The organism is Exiguobacterium sp. s163 (assembly GCF_018617135.1).
Lineage (GTDB): Bacteria > Bacillota > Bacilli > Exiguobacteriales > Exiguobacteriaceae > Exiguobacterium > Exiguobacterium profundum.
The window spans coordinates 1,017,100-1,034,445 of record NZ_JACSJN010000001.1 but is presented as its reverse complement, the minus strand read 5'-3'; the positions used below and the strand labels follow the sequence as shown (position 1 = coordinate 1,034,445).

17 protein-coding genes are annotated in these 17,346 nt (G+C 48.0%); 14 read left to right on the top strand and 3 right to left on the bottom strand.

What is annotated here, in order from left to right:
* The first annotated feature begins 17 nt into the window (after positions 1 to 17).
* On the top strand, positions 18 to 1,421 hold the full coding sequence (locus tag KNO71_RS17615; protein ID WP_251031932.1) for a hypothetical protein: 1,404 nt from the start codon (positions 18 to 20) through the stop codon (positions 1,419 to 1,421).
* 9 nt (positions 1,422 to 1,430) lie between these two features.
* On the opposite strand, the gene KNO71_RS05330 is transcribed toward KNO71_RS17615, so the two are convergent.
* Together KNO71_RS05330 and KNO71_RS05325 are read right to left on the bottom strand one after the other, a co-directional pair.
* Complete coding sequence (locus tag KNO71_RS05330; protein WP_196431288.1) at positions 1,431 to 2,195, bottom strand: MerR family transcriptional regulator; 765 nt, start codon at positions 2,193 to 2,195, stop codon at positions 1,431 to 1,433.
* Positions 2,196 to 2,242: 47 nt separating this feature from the next.
* Positions 2,243 to 2,707 carry a GNAT family N-acetyltransferase gene (locus KNO71_RS05325; protein ID WP_214687584.1) on the bottom strand — a complete coding sequence of 155 codons (465 nt, stop codon included), beginning with the start codon at positions 2,705 to 2,707 and terminating at the stop codon, positions 2,243 to 2,245.
* 213 nt (positions 2,708 to 2,920) lie between these two features.
* On the opposite strand from KNO71_RS05325, the gene KNO71_RS05320 reads away from it, so the two are divergent.
* The 8 genes from KNO71_RS05320 (at position 2,921) to KNO71_RS05285 (ending at position 10,526) form a co-directional block, all read left to right on the top strand.
* Complete coding sequence (locus tag KNO71_RS05320; RefSeq protein ID WP_214687582.1) at positions 2,921 to 4,624, top strand: glycoside hydrolase family 13 protein; 1,704 nt, start codon at positions 2,921 to 2,923, stop codon at positions 4,622 to 4,624.
* 118 nt (positions 4,625 to 4,742) lie between these two features.
* Positions 4,743 to 5,405, top strand: coding sequence for a Type 1 glutamine amidotransferase-like domain-containing protein (locus KNO71_RS05315; protein WP_078147694.1), 663 nt, complete (start codon positions 4,743 to 4,745; stop codon positions 5,403 to 5,405).
* 34 nt (positions 5,406 to 5,439) lie between these two features.
* On the top strand, positions 5,440 to 6,000 hold the full coding sequence (locus tag KNO71_RS05310; RefSeq protein WP_078147693.1) for a GNAT family N-acetyltransferase: 561 nt from the start codon (positions 5,440 to 5,442) through the stop codon (positions 5,998 to 6,000).
* A 51-nt stretch (positions 6,001 to 6,051) separates the two neighbouring features.
* Positions 6,052 to 6,468, top strand: a complete 417-nt coding sequence (locus tag KNO71_RS05305) for a YwiB family protein (protein ID WP_078147692.1) — start codon at positions 6,052 to 6,054, stop codon at positions 6,466 to 6,468.
* Complete coding sequence (locus KNO71_RS05300; RefSeq protein WP_078147691.1) at positions 6,468 to 6,896, top strand: hypothetical protein; 429 nt, start codon at positions 6,468 to 6,470, stop codon at positions 6,894 to 6,896. The genes KNO71_RS05305 and KNO71_RS05300 overlap by 1 nt, the downstream gene beginning before the upstream one ends.
* Before the next feature lie 168 nt (positions 6,897 to 7,064).
* Positions 7,065 to 7,583 (top strand): GNAT family N-acetyltransferase, encoded by a 519-nt coding sequence (locus KNO71_RS05295; RefSeq protein ID WP_214687580.1) that lies wholly within the window; start codon positions 7,065 to 7,067, stop codon positions 7,581 to 7,583.
* A 7-nt stretch (positions 7,584 to 7,590) separates the two neighbouring features.
* Positions 7,591 to 8,307 carry a hypothetical protein gene (locus KNO71_RS05290; protein WP_214687578.1) on the top strand — a complete coding sequence of 239 codons (717 nt, stop codon included), beginning with the start codon at positions 7,591 to 7,593 and terminating at the stop codon, positions 8,305 to 8,307.
* A gap of 92 nt (positions 8,308 to 8,399) precedes the next feature.
* Positions 8,400 to 10,526, top strand: coding sequence for a (Fe-S)-binding protein (locus KNO71_RS05285; protein ID WP_159562996.1), 2,127 nt, complete (start codon positions 8,400 to 8,402; stop codon positions 10,524 to 10,526).
* Between the two features lie 38 nt (positions 10,527 to 10,564).
* On the opposite strand, the gene KNO71_RS05280 is transcribed toward KNO71_RS05285, so the two are convergent.
* The gene (locus KNO71_RS05280; protein ID WP_214687577.1) at positions 10,565 to 11,863 is read right to left on the bottom strand and encodes a globin-coupled sensor protein; all 1,299 of its coding nucleotides are present in this window, start codon (positions 11,861 to 11,863) and stop codon (positions 10,565 to 10,567) included.
* 165 nt (positions 11,864 to 12,028) lie between these two features.
* Between KNO71_RS05280 and KNO71_RS05275 the strand changes: the two genes are divergently transcribed.
* The 5 genes from KNO71_RS05275 to KNO71_RS05255 all read left to right on the top strand — a co-directional run bounded on the left by KNO71_RS05275 (position 12,029) and on the right by KNO71_RS05255 (position 17,318).
* A complete protein-coding gene (locus tag KNO71_RS05275) occupies positions 12,029 to 13,354 on the top strand; it encodes a hypothetical protein (protein WP_214687576.1) in 1,326 nt (441 codons plus the stop codon).
* Between the two features lie 80 nt (positions 13,355 to 13,434).
* Entirely contained in the window at positions 13,435 to 13,914 is a 480-nt protein-coding gene (gene rpoE / locus KNO71_RS05270) for a DNA-directed RNA polymerase subunit delta (RefSeq protein ID WP_074035668.1), read from the top strand.
* 248 nt (positions 13,915 to 14,162) lie between these two features.
* The gene (locus tag KNO71_RS05265) at positions 14,163 to 15,758 is read left to right on the top strand and encodes a CTP synthase (RefSeq protein WP_074035670.1); all 1,596 of its coding nucleotides are present in this window, start codon (positions 14,163 to 14,165) and stop codon (positions 15,756 to 15,758) included.
* A 137-nt stretch (positions 15,759 to 15,895) separates the two neighbouring features.
* Positions 15,896 to 16,738: a TVP38/TMEM64 family protein gene (locus KNO71_RS05260; RefSeq protein WP_214687575.1), complete on the top strand. Its 843-nt coding sequence runs from the start codon at positions 15,896 to 15,898 to the stop codon at positions 16,736 to 16,738.
* A 31-nt stretch (positions 16,739 to 16,769) separates the two neighbouring features.
* Entirely contained in the window at positions 16,770 to 17,318 is a 549-nt protein-coding gene (locus KNO71_RS05255; RefSeq protein WP_214687574.1) for a GNAT family N-acetyltransferase, read from the top strand.
* Positions 17,319 to 17,346 lie beyond the last annotated feature (28 nt).

Below are 17,346 nucleotides of genomic sequence, written 5' to 3'. Positions count from 1 at the left end.
CGTAAGGGGGAGGCGACATGGGAAAGCAACAACTGATTGATCACTTACAAGAGGCTTCTTCGGACGGTCGCCTCACCATCTACATGTATCAGAAATGGCAAAAGATTCACGGCGGGGCAACCGTGGTGGAATTATTAGAAATGTACGGATCATGGTCGAATGTACTGCGTTTGGCTGGGTTGGAACAGCAAACGCCACGGTTCACAAAGAAGGAAATGATTCAAATGCTTCGTGAAGCGGCGAAAGAGCATGATTCATTCAATAGTGCCGATTATCGAAAGTGGGCCATGACCAATGATGCACCGACGTTGACAGAGGTCGTCATTCAGTTCGGATCGTGGAAAGTGGCACTGATTGAGGCGAATTTGAAGAGTATCATCTCGTTCGATCAAAAATGTGAAATCATCCAATCGTTACTTGATGCCAATGAAGAGCTTCATCCATTGACGTCGACCGCTTATGCCAAATGGGCCAAGCAGAACCAACGTCCGAGTATCACGAAAGTGGTGCGGCGTTTCGGGTCTTGGTCCCAAGCGTTAGACGAGATTGGCATCTCAACGCGAGAGCTGTTCACGGAGAAGCAAATGATGGACGCGCTACACGAGGCAGATGAACATTTGACCGCTCTCTCGCCATGGGGTTATGAAGTGTGGCAAAAAGAAAAGGGCAATCGTCCGACATTAAAAGACATTCAACAAATGTTTGGTTCATTTGATGTGGCGGTCCGAGAGATGCGTCAAACTGCAAACGAAGTGGAGGGAGATGAGAAAATGCGAGTTGTACTCTGCACGGGCGACCACTGGAGTTCAACACTTGTCTATCAAGCGATACGGGATTTAGGCGTCACACATGTGATCATGGAAGATGGTCCGACACCGACTCATGTCAACACGTGGAAAGAACTTCTGACACAATCGTACATTTCCTTCCTGACTCCCATAATGCGGAGGTTCAGTCGAGAACGAATCGCGGAGTTGCAGTCGCGGTATGCTTTCTGTGACGATTCGATTCCGGAACAGCGTATGACGCGTGTCGTTTCCTTACAAGATAAAAAAGCGGAACATACGATTCGACACCTGCAACCGGACGTCATCATCATGTACGAAGTTGCGGAAATGAACGAACGATTGTTACAAGAAATGAACTGTCCCATCTTAACCATCACCCCATCGATGGCAGTGGGACAACGAGAAGCATATTGGGGATTCCATAACCACACATCGAGAAAAGAAGTTCGACTTTGCCAGTGGACGAAGAAAGGATGGACCCCACTAACGAGTGAAGTAATCTATACAGGTGGAACGGACAACTTCTCGACCTTCCCTTATATTTATTTGGCGACGAGTCTCCCGATGTTACAAAAACATCTTCAAATAGGACCGCAAGAAGACACCGAGCGACGAAAAAAAGTCCAAGCCTGAGGCTTGGACTTAACTGTTCGCGATACAATAGTATTGGATGGCCTCGTTATAATACGCAGCGAGCCCCGGCTCGAAGCGATCATAAAATGCGGTGAATCGTTCATCCGTCACATACATCTGTCCGAGTCCACTGAACATATCGAGTGAACAGTCGTAAAAGTGTGTGTCGATGAACAGATGATTGTCTTTCACAATCGATTGAACTCGGTCGTCATCGATTGCGATTTGTGAACGAAATAAATCAACGAGTGGCGCAATCAAATCGAGTTGCATTTGATTGATGCGTTCCCAGTCCGCTTTCGATCGCTTCTGCGCACGTTCTTGTGCTGTCTTGTAAGCTGAAGTCTCTCCCCAACGTTCCTGCACTTCTTCTTGATGTTTCGCCTCGTGAGCTTGAATCTCCTCATAAGATAATCCATCAAATAATGACTTGTCATCCATTGGAATCCCTCCTTTGAGTGAGGTGAGGGTCGCTTCTGCCGTCTCGGCAAGCTGAGCGAAATAGGCTGCTTTCTGTCGCAACGCCTCGATATGTCCACTCAACACATCAATCCGGTTGAACGTCGTTGAATCAAGCAATTCTCCGATTTGATCGAGAGGAACATCGAGCGTGCGATAGAGTAAGATGAGTTGCAACCGTTCCGCATCGCGCGAAGAATAACGCCGATAGCCGTTGGCGTCACGGTTCGCAATGAGAAGACCGATTGCGTCATAATGTCGAAGCGTTCGCGTTGTCGTTCCAGCGAGTGACGCAAGTTGTTGAATCGAATACATCCCTTCACCTCCTTAGTCAAAGCGTAAAGGTTGACGTCACGTCAAGGTCAAGCCTGTTTTTCAAACAGTGAGAATCCATTTCGTTCGCCGATATAGTGGAAACCGAACCGAGGATAGTAGTTATTTAAGAAGGCGTTATCGGCAACACAGTCCAATCGAATGGTCGAAGACGTGTTTGCTAAGGCATGCTGCATCAAACGTTCCCCGATGCGTTCTCCTTTTACGTTCGAGTCCGTGACGAGTCGGTGCAAATAGACGGCCCCGTCCGCGTCATCCCATAGATGATGATCCCAGTCAGTCGGAGGAATCAGGCTGACGGCACCGACGACTTGTTGATCTCGTTCGTAGACAAACACCGTCCCGTTCGTCAAATCGTGACGGACATAATCGGAACGACTCGGCTCTAAATATTTGACCCATTGCGACTTTCCGGCTACTTGGAACTCTTTTGCTTTCTTTAAAATCAATTGATCGACTGCTGAAAAATCCTCCATTGTGGCAAATCGAAACATGATGAAGCACCTCGCTTTCATTTCTTTTCAAAATCGTGTAGGGTACACGTTGAGTATGCTGATGAAACATCTTTGTATCATCGAATGTTTTTTGGTAAGATAAATTTATTACATCGTGCAAACGATTGCGCTAATGATATAAAGTTCACAGCACGAATAAGATAAGTATAAATGATGAGCAGTGAGTTTTGGGATAAGGAGTATCTAGATCACATGCAACTTTTACAACGAGAACAACAAACACAAACGCTTAAACGCAACTGGTGGAAAGAAGCCGTCGCCTATCAAATTTATCCTCGTAGCTTTTATGACGCGAATGGGGACGGAATTGGAGACATTCAAGGAATCATTGATAAGCTCGACTATTTGAAAGACCTCGGTATTGATGTTATCTGGATTTGCCCGATGTATAAATCGCCAAACGATGATAACGGTTATGACATTAGTGACTATCAAGATATCATGGACGAGTTCGGTACGATGGAAGACTTCGACCGCTTATTGGACGAAGTGCATCAGCGCGGTATGAAGCTGTTGCTCGACCTCGTCGTCAACCATACGTCGGATGAGCACCCTTGGTTCATTGAATCGAAGAGCTCAAAAGACAATCCGAAGCGCGACTGGTATATCTGGCGCGACGGAAAACCGGACGGGTCGAAGCCGAATAACTGGGAATCGATCTTTGGTGGCTCGGCTTGGGAATTCGATGAAACGACGGAGCAATACTACTTGCATGTCTTCTCGAAGAAACAGCCGGACCTCAATTGGGAAAATCCTGAGATGCGTACAGCGGTATACGATATGATCAACTGGTGGCTCGAAAAAGGGATCGACGGGTTCCGTGTCGATGCAATCAGCCATATTCGCAAGAACCCGACGTTCGCCGACTTGCCAAACCCGAACGACCTCGACTTTGTACCGTCGTTCGAGATGCACATGAACGTGGACGGAATTCACGACTATTTAGAAGAGCTTCGTGACGAGACGTTCAATAAACATGACATCATGACGGTCGGTGAAGCGAACGGCGTCTCACCTGACGATGCCCATCTATGGGTCGGTGAAAAGGAAGGGAAGATGAACATGGTCTTCCAATTCGAACACATGGACCTTTGGAGTGAAGATGTCGATTCGAAACTCGATGTCGTTCACTTGAAGAACGTGTTGACGAAATGGCAAAAAGGACTTGAGGCCGATGGATGGAACGCCCTTTACGTCGAAAACCATGACCAGACGCGTACGGTCTCGAAATGGGGAGACGATGAACGTTACTGGAAAGAAAGCGCGAAGTCGATTGCGATGATGTACTTCCTCATGCAAGGGACGCCGTTTATCTATCAAGGTCAAGAGATCGGGATGACGAACGTCAAATTCGATTCGATCGATCAATATGATGACATCGCGACACGCAACCGCTACTATATCGGTGTCGAACAAGGGAAGAGTCATGACGAGATGATGCGCATCACGTGGAACTCGTCACGCGACAACACGCGTACACCGATGCAGTGGAGTGATGCCCCGAACGCCGGATTCACGTTCGCAGAGCAGCCATGGGTCGGCATCAACCCGAACTATACGGATATCAACGTCGAATCACAGCTTAAAGATGAGGACTCAATCTTTAACTTCTATAAAGAGATGATTCAACTTCGTAAAGATAATGAGACGTTTGTTTACGGGGCGTATGATGTCGTCTTGCCGGAACATCCGGAAGTCTATGCGTATACGCGTACGCTCGGTGACACGCAGTACCTCGTCGTCACGAACTTGACGGCGAAAGAGACGATGTTTGATATGGATCAGACACTTCGTGCGCAAGATGTCGTCTTGAGCAACATGCCGGTTGAAGGCGATGCGGAATCATCGCTCCTTCACTTGAAACCGTTCGAAGGTCGCGTGTATAAAATTAGCTAATTTTTCAGAACTTCAAGGTCGTGGACGAAAATTCGTCTACGGCCTTTTTTGTTGGAAAAAGGGGATAACGGCGACTCATGCGAACTCCTTATAGGGAGATGAGAAGGAGGAAACGTAAATGAAACTGTTATTAACGTCAGCAGGTATTAAGAACGAAAGCATCAAACGAGCACTTCTCGAGTTATTAGACAAGCCGATTGAAGAGTGTAATGCACTCTGTATCCCAACAGCCATTTATGCGTTGAACGGGGGAACGAAACACGCATGGAACTTTTTCAACGGAGATTTCTCGACGCCGATGTGTGAGTTGGGCTGGAAGTCGGTTGGGGTGCTCGAACTGAGCGCACTCCCGAGTATCGATGAGTCGGTGTGGAGACCGGCGTTTGATAAGGCAGACGTATTATTGGTGAATGGGGGCGATCCGCTCTTTCTCTACCATTGGATGAAACAGTCAGAGGTAGCCTCGCTGCTCCCGTCCTGGAAAGGTGTCTACGTCGGATTGAGTGCGGGGAGTATGGTGATGACGCCACGAATCGGAGAAGCGTTTGTCGGATGGCGCGCATCCGATGAGCAGAGCGATGAGACGTTAGGGTTTGTCGACTTCTCGATCTTTCCACATCTCGACCATGACATGTTACCGGGGAACACGTCACGAGATGCTGCAGAATGGGCGGAGACATTACAGTCGCCGGCCTATGCGATTGACGACGAGACGGCGATTCGCGTGAAGGATGGGAAGGTCGATGTGATTTCGGAAGGGAATTGGAAGAAGTTTTTCTGACTGTATAAAAGCAATAGGAAGGGGACATGAGAGATTGAACCGATTTACTCATCAACGAAAAACGAATCGAATCATCGTACGACCGTTAGAGAAACAAGATTATGACGCGTGGTTAAGCGGCTTTACAAATCGTCGTATTTCGCAACACGTGTACGATCCCGGGAAATTAGACATGAGCGACTGTACGTCCGTTTGGTTTGACCAGCTAGTCGACAATCATCAGGCACTTGCGCTTGAAGACGAGGCACATGTCTTCGCCGTTTTCCGGCTTGACGATGGGATACATCTCGGCATGGTGGATTTTTCTACCTTGGCGCGAGATGCGTTTCAATGGGGGAGGGTCGGGTATACGATTCATAATCAACATTGGGGTCAGGGGTATGGGAAAGAAGCAGTCGACCTGGCGATGCGTATTGCTTTTGACGACTTGAACTTTCAACGAATCGAGGCACATATCAATCTCGATAATAAAGCATCCATTCGTCTCGCGGAGCGTGTCGGCATGTCGTATGAGTGCACGAGAGAAGGGTTTATCTTTGAGAACGAAGATTGGGTAGACCATCTCGTCTATGTGAAAACGAAGCGCCGTCGATAGAACGACTCCTACCACATATGGTACGATGAATTGACGGAAAGGGGGATGAGCATGGCGATTGAACCACTTCGCGTGCGTGTCCAGCAAACAACACGGATGAGTGACATGCCAGAGTCAATCGAGCTCTCGGCAGACGGTTTATACTATCCATTGAAGACTGGCTTTATTTTAATGTTTGACCAACAACAAGAGGACGGGGCGGTCCCGACGACAATCAAGTACACGCCGGAACGATTGGCGCTGATTTGTAAGGGACCGATTGAGATGAACCACTCCTTCATCGAAGGTCGCTTCACGCAAAGCTTATACAAGAATCCATATATGTCGATGACGATGGCGACGACGACATCGCGCCTCGATGTCTCGGAAGAATCATGTACGTTCGTATATGAGTTGTCCATGAATGAAGAAGATGTTGGCATATATGAAGTACATGTCACGTGGACATTTGAAGGAGGAGAAGACTGATGAACTTTACAGAACGCGTAAACAAGATTGAAGAGATGTTGAACGAAGACTGGTTCGAGATGCTCGAAACGAACGAAGAAGAGTACGAAGAGTGGCGCGGTCGCCTCGAGGACCACGCTGAACAAGTTATCATGCATTACGACCAAGAGAACGGGGTCGATGTCAATTCGATTGATAAATTGCTTCAATTGAACGATGAGTTCCCGCTCCTTTACGGGGAAGACACCGTTCGCCTGTACATCGCACTTATTGAGGCGCGGTCAGAAGACAAAGCGGTCTACGATCGGTACGTCGATTATTTGGCAGCCATCAGTGATGCATCGCACGAACAGTTTTTACATTTCCATACGCTCGTCGAGGCAGGACGGTTAGAAGAAGCGAGACAACTTGCTCCACACATGCCGCAACGTCTCGGACTCGAAGGATAAGCATACCGAAAGTGTCATCTGAACAAGGTGGCACTTTTTTTCATGCCTGAAAGGGGACAAACTTTGACGAGAACGTCTATTTTATTTCAATTGTGCTTTCCCTAAGATGAAGGAACAAGGAAATCAATTTAGAGAACACGAATGGAAAGGAATAAAGGGGGAAATGGGATGTTAAGACTAATCAAGACGTCTGTCGATCAAAAAGAACAGATTCTCGCATTTTTAGAGGAATGGTACGAGCGGGATGAGCGGATTGTCCCGACCTCGGTGGACCGTGAAACGACAGACTTCGAGGCGTACGTCAACACATTACGTCAGAAAGAGTTACGTGAGAACATAGAGGAAGGCTGGGTCCCGAGCACGACGTATTGGCTTACAGATGGAGAAGAGCTTCTCGGGGCGGCGAACATTCGTCACGAGTTGAATGAATCACTTTTGAAGATTGGTGGGCATGTCGGGTACGGGGTGAAACCGAGCGCACGCGGGCGTGGACTCGCCACCATCCAACTGCAACTTGCGCTTGAGAAAGTGAAAGAACTTGGAATCGAGCGGGCACTCATCACGTGTAACCGGACAAATATCGCTTCCCGTCAAGTCATTTTAAACAATGGTGGCATTGCGGACACACCGTATACGGAAGAAGACGGGACAGTCGTCGAGCGGTTTTGGATTGACTTGAAAGGGTGAGGACGAGATGGCGAACTGGATCATCATCTATTTGGCGCTGATTAACTTCTTCGGCATCTATTTGTTCCGGGAAGAGACCGTTCCTTCGAAAAAATGGTTCTCTTTCTCGAGCGGCATCGCCATCACGTACTTCTTCATGTATCTTTTGCCGTCCCTGAACAAACGCCAGGACACGCTTCGTGTCGATTGGTTGAATTTGGCGTTACCTTCAGAAATCTATATCGTCAGTCTCATCGGTTTCACGTTGTTTTACGGCACCATGCGGTTCGTTCGTACCCCTCACTTTCAAGATGAGGCGGTCGACCGGGCCGTTTCGTATTGGTTACAGGTGACACTCCTCACGGCCTATATGACCTTCTCGGCGTACGTGGTGACAGCCGACTCGGTGACGTTCGTTGCGAGAAGTTTCTATGCGACAGCGCTCGGTGTGCATTTTTTAGCGCTCGGTCATGACTTAAATCGTCATTATGGTGAACGTTACATGCGACAAGGACGCTATTTGTTGAGTGGTGGGATTTTACTTGGTGGGTTCTTTTCACGCTGGATTGACTTGGTGGCGCACGTCGAAGCGCTCTGTTTTGCCTTTGTGGCCGGGGCGATGATTCTCAATATCGTGAAGTTTGAACTGCCATCCGACCGAAATTTGCACTTCCGCACGTTCGTATTGGCCGTGTGCAGCTATGGGGGATTATTGCTCATATTGAAACATCTTCTAAACTTCTGATGAGAACTTCATAAAAATGAATGACTGTTCATTCATCATTTGATATACTGAATTCAAGATTGAATCCGTTTTCAAAAGGGGGAGTTTTGGGGATGTCTACATTTTTAATCGTCAACTGGATTCTATTCTTGCTCGTCCTCGGCTATGGTGTATATTTATTTGCTACGCTAGTTCATCAGCGTTATACGTTCATCAAGCTCGGGAAGAAGGCAGAATGGAGCCAAACGAACAAAGAACGACTCGAACAGGTCATGATCAACGTGTTCGGTCAAAAGAAATTGTTGAAAGATAAGAAGAGTGGCGCAATTCACGTCATGATGTTTTATGGCTTCATCCTCGTCCAATTCGGGGCGATTGATTTCATTTGGAAAGGACTAGCGGTCGGAACACGTTTCCCGCATATCCCGCTCGGTCCGCTTTATCCAATCTTTACATTCATGCAAGAAATCGTCATGCTCATGATTCTCGTTGCGGTCGTTTGGGGATTCTACCGTCGTTACGTCGAGAAGCTCGTGCGCTTGAAACGAAACTTTTTAGCAGGTCTTGCCCTCATCTTCATCGGCGGGTTGATGGTTTCCGTATTGTTCGGGAACGGGTTTTACCTCGTCTATAAAGAAGAGCTTCCAATGTGGGGCGAACCGGTCGCGACGCTCATCGGCTCAGCGTTTGCTTGGGTACCGGGCTCTGTCGCTTTCGCTTTATTCGTCGTCTTTTGGTGGATGCACCTTTTATTCTTACTCAGCTTCATGGTCTACATCCCACAAGGAAAACACGCACACTTGATTGCCGGAACGCTCAACGTATGGCTCGGTCGCACGCACAAAGTCGGTCGCTTGGCACCTGTTGATTTTTCAGCGATGGAAGAAGCGGAAGAGTCGGATGAAGAGATTGTCTTCGGGGTCAACAAGATTGAAGACTTCAACCAGAAGCAGCTCGTCGACTTGTATGCCTGTGTCGAGTGCGGGCGTTGTACGAATGTTTGTCCGGCAACAGGAACTGGGAAGATGTTGTCGCCGATGGACTTAATCGTCAAACTTCGTGACCATATGAATATGAAAGGCGCGGCGGTCACGAGAAAATCACCGTGGGCACCTGCACTCATGTTCCAAAACACGCAAGGTGCTGAAATCGCAGCAGCTGCGCAAGACGGTCATATGCTCGTCGCAGACGAGTTGATCGGCAACGTCATCACGGAAGAAGAAATCTGGGCTTGTACGACTTGCCGTAACTGTGAAGACCAGTGTCCGGTCATGAACGAACACGTCGATAAAATCATTGACCTTCGTCGTTACCTCGTCATGATGGAAGGGAAGATGGACCCTGAGGCACAGCGTACGGTCGCCAATATCGAGCGTCAAGGAAACCCGTGGGGAATGAACCGGAAAGAACGCGAGAACTGGCGTAAGGATACAGAGCTCGTCATCCCGACGGCGAAAGAGAAGAAAAAAGCAGGCGAGGAATTCGAGTATCTCTTCTGGGTCGGCGCGATGGGCTCTTACGATAGCCGTAGCCAAAAAGTCGCGCAGAGCTTTGCGAGCGTCTTGAACAAGGCGGGCGTCTCATTCGCCATTCTCGGAAATGAAGAGAAAAACTCAGGGGATACACCACGTCGAATCGGAAACGAGTTGCTGTTCCAAGAACTCGCCGAAGCGAACATTAAACTATTTGAGAAGTATGGGGTGACGAAAATCGTCACGGTCGACCCGCACGCGTACAATACGTTCAAAAATGAGTATCCGGACTTCGGTTTGACTGATGTTAAAGTGTATCATCATACGGAGTTGCTCGCGGAGTTACTTGACACAGGTCGGATTCAGCCAGACCTTCACGTGAACGAACGTGTCGTCTATCACGACTCTTGTTACCTTGGTCGTTATAACGGCATCTACGATGCACCGCGATTCGTCCTAGAACGCATACCGGGTGTCGAACTCGTCGAAGCGACACGTAACCGTGAAAACGGTATGTGTTGTGGAGCCGGTGGTGGTCTCATGTGGCAGGAAGAAAAAGTCGGGACACGTGTCAACGTGGCTCGGACAGAACAGTTACTTGAGACGAAACCGACTGTTATCGGTTCGGCATGTCCGTACTGTTTGACGATGTTATCTGATGGAACAAAAGCGAAGGAAGTCGATGAGACCGTCGGCACGTTCGATGTCGTCGAATTGCTCGATCGCTCGCTGAAGGCCATCGAGATACCAGAACCAGTTGTCCAATAATACATGAAGGCACGGTCCGCGGACCGTGCCTTGTTCGTTTACTGCATCTCAGAGGTGGATAGAAGGGAAGAGGTCAAGTGAGATAACCCTTGCGTCGTCTCGTTGATCGATGAAATGGTCTCGACCATCTGTCCGAGATCTTGTTTGTTTCGTTCGAAAGAAAGAACGTATTGGCCCATTTCTTCTTGAACGGTCGAAAAGCCAGACTTGACGGCGCTTAGTTGACGCATCGCTTCATCGTTCGTCCGATGCATTTGCCCCATTTGCTCGAGGAGGGCCGCGATGTTCGTCTCATTTTCATGAATGAGCGCGTTGATTTGACTGCTCAGTTGTTTTGCGTTCTCCGCAAGTGTGCGTACCTCGGTGGCGACGACGGCGAACCCTTTTCCGTGTTCTCCTGCGCGAGCCGCTTCAATCGAAGCGTTTAAGGCGAGTAAGTTCGTTTGGTTAGCAATTTGTTCGATGCTCTTGGTCATGCTGACAATATCCTGTGAACCTTCTTTTAGGGCGGTAATTCGATCGAGCGAAGTATCGACGTAGGTGGCCGACTGTTTGAACTCCGCTTCCATCTGTTCGATTTGATTTCCGTTCGTGTGCGTCAACTTCATCAAATGACGACTCATCTTTTCCGTTTGCTCCGTTTCCGCAAGGACTTGGTGAGCACGATTGCTCGTTTCAGACATGGCGTGTCCGGTTTGTTCCATCGTAGTCGCCACTTCTGTGCTGACGCGTGTCACGTCACTCAAGAGGGCCGCACGAGCTTGGTTCGCGGACTCGATTTCATCGAGACGGGCGTTGACATATTGTTCGGTAACGATTTGCGCGTCTAAATTCATCGCGTGTGATAACGCTAAGAGGGACTCGCTTAAGACGGCGGGATCGTGTTGATACGTTTCAACCACTTTCGGGATGAGCAACGTGTTAAATGCCGAGTACGTGGCCAAGAACCAAACGACAGGGACGGCAAAGTGATGATGTGTCTGTCCCATTCGTTTTCGCATGGCTAAGAACTTGTCATCGATGCTCCCCGTTAATAGGCTACGGAAATAATCGGCGAATACCTTCTTTAATCGTTCTCTTGTCGATGAAGCATTCGCAATCTGTACCATTTCCGGTTGCAACATCAAGTGATCGAGTACGTTTTCGAGTACATTGTCTAGTACCGACTCGACGAGGGGAGCCATATCTTGCAGTCGTTTTACTTGAGAGGTCGTGTATCCCATATAGTGAGTGCGACCATTCAAGCTTGAGTCAGACGGCTTGGCGATTGTCTGGATGTCAGGGAAGCCGGGAGTCGCGACGAAGTGATTGGATGTTGTTTTACGAAAAAGTGGCATGTATTCTTCTCCTTCATACTTTAAAATGTCATTCTCTTCTATATCGGCAAAAGATTGAAGAAACTGAGAAGTGAATGTGTTTTGAAAGAAGTTCGCAGATGAATGAATCTGGGAAAGGATGATTGAGGAACAGAATATCCGATCTCAATGTAAGGAGCGTGTCCCATGAAAAACATGGTTGTCCTATTGACGATTGTCAGTGCGCTTAGTAGTCAAATTCTTCCGCAAATCTTATTTTTGTCCATCATGGCGGTCGAAGAAGGCGTCGGGCGTCTCATTCCATTCCTGATTTTTTATGTGGCCAGTATGTCCGGTCTATTATTGTGGGTTTATGTCATCGGACGCCGTGGTTCAAAAGATACCTTTTTAATCGCTTTGGTCGTACTTGTCGTCGGCCTCGTTTGTTTCGTTCTCCCCTTTGAACGCGCGATTGAATGGAGCGCCTTTTTAGTCGGGGTCGGCTCAATTGGAGTCGGGACGATCATGACGACGATTTTATCGCAATTGAATGGGCTGAAACCGGCTGCTGATTCGGAGTCAAAAGAAGAAGGAGGGAGCTCCTGGCCGCTAGTCTTGATGTTGGTCGTTTGGATTACCGTATTCTCTTATGCATTGATACAGTCGTATAATCTTGCCGTCTCTCTATTTTTGATCAGTTTGATTCTCCCCTGGCTTTTTGTTCGGAAATTACCGCTTCAAAAATCGGCGACTTGGCAGTTAGAGACCCGTTCTTTTCTCCGTGCCTTCATCGCGGTCACTGTCTTTACGTTGATTAGTCGTCTGCTCAGTCTTCTAGAAGGGGCGCGTGGCTACATCGAAGTGTTTGGCTTAATGATTATCTTATTAAGCTATGTCGGTTGGCTCATGTTTCAGAAACGGGTTCGACAATTCATTACAGCCAGTCGTACACGGCAAGTGCAATTATTATCATTCGTGATCGGGCTGTTCGGCGGCTGGACATTGATCGGGGCGGTGTTTGTAAGTCTTTCCTTATATTCATTTCAAGTACTCCTCTTTTACGTGTTCGTCCCGTTTTTGACGGGAGTGATTGGGTGGATTCTGTTTAGCCGCATCTATGATTTCGCGCGTCATCCGTACCTCGTGTTACTCGTGTCCTCCCTCATTTTTTTCCTAGGATTTATCGAGCCCCTTGCGTTTATACCTGTCCTATTTGTCAGTGGCTATACGCAAACCATGTATTCGAGTGTGAGCCATGCCTACTTATTCGAAGAGTACGGAGAGAACAAAGAGTTTGCCTCGCTGCTCATTCAATTGTGGAAGCGGTTCGGGATGGTCGTTTCATACTCATTTCTGATGGTCGGGTTGTTAGGGTACGGTTTATACGTTGGGCAGACCGTCAATGCGGAATTGTCATTTCAAATTCCGAGAGGATGGATGTTTGGGGTGATGGGGATGACATGGATCTTCAATATCGGGTTGATCAGTTTATATTGGTTCCGGATTAAATCGGAGACTATACATGAATCATAATTTCTTCTAGCTTTTTTATATCGCTTTTGTTTATAATGAAGAGTGATGTTTAACTAGTGACGGAAAAGGAGTGTCCTTTAATGAATAAATCGTTGATTGATTTCGTTTATGAACTTCTCCAAGAAACTGGCGAACAGCCTGTTTCTTTTGATGAGATTCGCGAAAAAATCAAACAAAACTATACGTTTGCGAGTGAAGAGGAAGAACTCGAGAAAATCGCACAACTTTACACCGATTTGAACATCGACGGGTTGTTCGTCAACTTAGGAGCAAACCGTTGGGCGCTTCGTGTTTGGTACCCATTCGATAAGTCGGATGAGGATCTCGTCATCGAAGCACGTCAACGTGGTGAACTTGACGAATTCGAAGAAGAGTTCGAAGAAGCAGACGAAGGCATCGTCGATATCGAGGATGACTTGGATGTATTCGCAAAAGTTGAAGATTACGATTCATCTGAATTCGATGATGAGGACGAAGAAGAAAAAGTAGAAGGCCTTGACGATTTCAAGGACGATGACTTGGACGACGACCTCGATATCGAAGACGAGGATGATTTATAAGAGACCGCAAAAAAGCCGGGCATCGCGCCCGGCTAGGCGTGTCTCTTTTTCTTTTTTAGTCGTGTTCATCGACTTGAAAAAAAGAAAAAATAATATCTTGACGACTGCATCGTCTCTGGCGTAAATTAGTCATGGGCTAGTTTAGCACGTAACGATGCAGCAAAAGTGTCCTCCATTTTCGGGGGCACTTTTGCTTTTTTTGTTTTTTCGTTTCCCGATGGTTGGTATTCAAGAGAGGAGAAAGAAACATGACAAAGTACATTTTCGTAACAGGCGGGGTAGTATCTTCGCTCGGTAAAGGGATCACGGCAGCTTCGCTCGCGCGTCTACTCAAAAATCGAGGACTCAACGTCACGATTCAGAAGTTTGACCCATACATCAACATTGACCCAGGTACGATGAGCCCGTATCAACACGGAGAAGTATTCGTCACAGATGATGGCGCTGAGACTGACCTTGACCTCGGACACTATGAGCGCTTTATCGACATCAACTTGTCGCAAAACGCGAACGTCACATCAGGGCGCATTTATTCAACTGTCTTGAAGAAAGAGCGTCGTGGAGACTATAACGGTGGGACGGTTCAGGTCATTCCGCATATCACGAATGAAATCAAAGACCGTGTCTTCCGTGCAGGACGCGAGACGAACGCCGATGTCGTCATTACAGAGATTGGTGGAACAGTCGGGGATATCGAGTCCCTTCCGTTCATCGAAGCCATTCGCCAAGTGAAGAATGACATTGGGAAAGAGAACGTCATGTACGTCCACTGTACACTCGTCCCTTACCTTCGCGCAGCAGGTGAGATGAAGACAAAACCGACACAACACAGTGTCAAAGAGCTTCGCAGCTACGGAATTCAACCGGATATCATCGTTCTTCGTACGGAGCACGATATCCCAGAAGACATGCGTGAAAAAATCGCCCTCTTCTGTGATACACGCAAAGAAGCGGTCATCGAGGCGCAAGACGCATCGACACTTTATGAAGTACCACTCAACCTTCAAAAACAAGGAATGGACCAACTCGTCAACGACTACTTCGGTTTCAATTCACCGGCTGCTGACATGACGGCTTGGAAAGAACTCGTCCACACGGTCACACACCTTGAGAAGAAAGTGAAAATCGCACTCGTCGGGAAATATGTCGAATTGCGTGATGCGTATATCTCGGTCGCGGAAGCACTCAAACATGCGGGTTATGCGTTCAACGCGGATATCGACATCGACTGGGTCAACGCGGAAGACGTGACGGCTGAAAACGTCTCAGACATCCTCGGCGATGCGGACGGAATCCTCGTTCCAGGTGGATTCGGTGAGCGTGGAATCGAAGGGAAGATTGAAGCGACACGTTTTGCTCGTGAAAACAACGTCCCATTCTTCGGAATCTGTCTCGGGATGCAACTCGCGACGGTCGAGTTTGCCCGTAACGTCTTGAAGTTGGACGGCGCACATACTGCAGAAATCGATCCGTCGACACCGTATCCGATCATCGACCTTCTTCCAGAGCAAAAAGATATCGAGGATCTTGGGGGCACACTTCGTCTTGGACTTTATCCATGTAAACTCGAAAAAGGGACGAAAGCGCATGCGGCATACGATCAAGAACTCGTATACGAGCGTCATCGTCACCGTTATGAATTCAACAACGAATACCGTGAAGCGTTTGAAGCAGAAGGCTTCAAGTTCTCAGGTACGAGCCCAGACGGTCGTCTCGTAGAAATCATTGAGATTCCAGAACACAAGTGGTTCGTGGCATCACAGTTCCACCCAGAATTGATTTCGCGTCCAGAACGTCCACAACGTCTATTCCATGACTTCATTCAAGCATCACTTGGAGAATAAGTGATTGAAAGCCACGGTCCATTGCGGACCGTGGTTTTTCTACGTCAAAAGCATGAGAGGGAAAGCGCCTTCGGCAGGATACATCCCTATCACTTTGTGGGTACACTAGAAATAGAACGGGGAGAGGGTGAGGGCACATGAAAGAACGACATTCGATTTATCTTGGATATGGATTAGGGATTGTCGCGCTCAGTCTGTTGCCGTTCGTCGTCTTGCCTTCCCTTTTATTGCCGTATCAACTTGGCTGGACAGGTGTTGTTTTACTCGCCCTCTCGGTCGGGTTACTTCGAGCGATTCGGGACGGCTCGAGCGTCATCCTAAAGCAGATGTGGAAGATCACGTTCTCTCTCTTCTTGATTTTCGTTCTCGTCTATTATGTTTCATTCGGACTCATCCTTTACGACACATATGGATTGGATCGTTTACTAGAACAATATGAACGACAGGCGGTCTGGGTGTTTGCAGCATTTAGCTTTTTACAACCTATTGCCTTACCCGTCCCGGAAGCGGTCAGCGTGCCGATTGGGAGTGTCGCGCTCGGACCGTTTCGTGCCGCTTTGGTCGGAAGCGTTGCGACGACACTTGGAATCTTTGTCATGTATGGACTGGCCCGATTTGGTCGGGGGCGCATGATTCGTTGGGTCGATGAAGAAAAACTGAAGACGTACGATCGATATGTCGATCGATACGGTCTTGGTGTCTTGCTCGTCTTATTTATCATTCCGATTTTACCGGACGAGGTCATCTGTCTTGCGGCCGGATTCAGTCGCGTGCCCTTCCTGAGTTTCGCGGGCATCGCGTTTGGGGCAAAACTCGTCACGTCGTTCGGACTTGCTTATTCTGTCTCGATTGGACAATTGTTTATGACCGATTCGAGTCCAATCGCGATCGCTTCTGTCATGGCAAGTGTGATTATCTTGATTCTTGCGTTCATTTGGCGCAAGCGAAAAAAAGGGGATTCGAACGGGACACAAGAATAAGGTAGAGACGATCTATAGAGAGGAAGACAAGATGCGACAAGACAATGAAGTGGTCATTCGACCGATTGAAGAACAAGATTTAGCCCGACTATGGGAATTGATTTACCGGGAGGCGACTCCGGAATGGAAACAGTGGGATGCGCCTTACTTCGAACACAAGTCAATGTCTTACGAAGAGTTTCAGCAAATCGAGCGATCGTTCATCAAAAAAGAAGACATGTGGGTCATTGAGGTCAGTGGAACGGTATATGGCACGGTTTCCTATTATTTCGAAGATGCCGGACGAGAGTGGCTCGAGATGGGCATCATCTTGCACCAATCCGACCGCTGGAATCGCGGTGTCGGGACGCATGCCCTTCGTCTATGGACGAAACATTTGTTTGAAACGTTACCGGTCGTCCGCGTGGGATTGACGACATGGTCCGGGAACGAACGCATGATGCGGGTCGCTGAAAAAGTAGGGATGCAGCTTGAAGGTCGAATTCGTCAAGTGCGTGTCGTGAACGAGAAGCGCTATGATTCGATTCGGATGGGTATGTTACGGGAAGAATGGATGAAGACAGGTACGCCGTCTATGTGAACTACTCACCACTTATTTGCTTCGCAAA